A 1,387-nucleotide genomic window follows, 5' to 3' on the forward strand; every position below is an offset into this window, starting at 1 on the left:
GGCCTGTCGGCCGCGGCCCGCGGCCTGCCCCTGGGTGATCCCGGCCCGCCGCGGGGACGCGGCCCTCCCCCTCGTTCACCCGGGCAACCGGATGTCGCCGACGATCCGGTCCATCCAGCGGGGGCCGGGGGTCGACTGCTGGGCGGTGGTCACGTACGCGACCCACCACCGCCGTCCCTCGGAACCGAACACGGCGGCGTAGACCAACCCCCCGGCGGTGGCGTCCTCGGGGTCGTGGGGCGCCAGGACGTACGAGACGGCGACCCCGGTACCGGCCTCGTTGCGGACATCGGTGACGCGCAGTTCGTCGCGGGTCCCCGTGACCCCCATCAGGTAGAGCTGGATGGTCTCCGCCAGCGCGGTGGCGGCACCCTGGTCGTCGGCGATCGCTGCCGCGGCGATACCGGGCTCGAGCACACCCGCGATGATCCGGGTGTCGAGCGCGTTCCCCGAGCCCACCGGGACCATCTGCACGGAGCCGATCTCCGGTCGGCCGACGATCTGCCAGCCGATCGGGACGGCGATGTCGAGACCGGACTCCTCGTCCAGGTGATGGGCGCCGTGCAGAGTCGAGTCCCGGGGCAGCACCGAGGCGGGATCCGTCGCGACCGCCGTGATGAGAAGGGCGACCAGCATCGCCAGCGCCACGTGGATCGTGCGCGGGCCACGCTTCTCCTCCGGCGTGAGGTGAGAGGCGTCGGGCGCATCGGGGGAATCGTCCGGGGCGGGAGCCTGATCGGATGCGGGGGAGTCGTCGGAACCCATCGTCAGGAGAGACTAGCAACGCGGCGGTGTAGACCTGTGGTCATGACGGTCTCACTCGAACTGCTCAGTCGCGGCCCCTCCCGTCCCGATCTCCTGGAGGACCTCGTGGTGACCGCGTCGGGGCTCGCGGGGGCACTGTCCCGGTGGTCGGTCGCGGACCCGGTCGAGGTGCCGGCGGATCCGGACCTCGGCCTTCCACACCTCGATGCCGTCGCCGCGGTGCTGGCGGCCGACACGGCGGCGGTGATCGAGGTCGCGACAGGTCTGCGTGGGCCGGGGCCCGCCGCCGACCGGTTGGTCGATCTGCTCGCATTGGCCGCCCATTCCGGCGTCGGATTCGGCTCGGGCCTGATCCCGCGGTGCACGGATGCCGGTGAGGTGTGGGCCCTGCTCGCGGGCGCGGTCGCGGCGATGACCGGGGGAGACGTCCGGGCCGCACTCGCCGACCCCAACCCGGCCGCTCTCGTCGGCCTGCCGCGGGCCGCACGGGAGGCGGTCCGGGACGTCGTGACGTGCGCCGTGGTGCCCGAGGGGTCCGTCGACGAGGTCTCCGCAGACCTCGCGTCGGTTCGTCGGGCCTGACGCTGGCTAGTCTTGTCGTCGTGGTCACCGTCGCCTACCT

2 protein-coding genes are annotated in these 1,387 nt (G+C 73.0%); one reads left to right on the plus strand and one right to left on the minus strand.

Going from position 1 to position 1,387, the window contains the following annotated elements; translation table 11 throughout:
* Nucleotides 1–75 precede the first annotated feature (75 nt).
* Nucleotides 76–765 carry a hypothetical protein gene (locus tag IY392_RS15755; RefSeq protein ID WP_107755448.1) on the minus strand — a complete coding sequence of 230 codons (690 nt, stop codon included), beginning with the start codon at nucleotides 763–765 and terminating at the stop codon, nucleotides 76–78.
* 42 nt (nucleotides 766–807) lie between these two features.
* Here IY392_RS15755 and IY392_RS15760 point away from each other — a divergent pair, with 42 nt between their 5' ends.
* Nucleotides 808–1,347 carry a hypothetical protein gene (locus IY392_RS15760; RefSeq protein ID WP_194861718.1) on the plus strand — a complete coding sequence of 180 codons (540 nt, stop codon included), beginning with the start codon at nucleotides 808–810 and terminating at the stop codon, nucleotides 1,345–1,347.
* The last annotated feature ends 40 nt before the right edge of the window (nucleotides 1,348–1,387 follow it).

This window comes from Dietzia sp. SYD-A1 (assembly GCF_015356725.1).
Taxonomy (GTDB): domain Bacteria; phylum Actinomycetota; class Actinomycetes; order Mycobacteriales; family Mycobacteriaceae; genus Dietzia.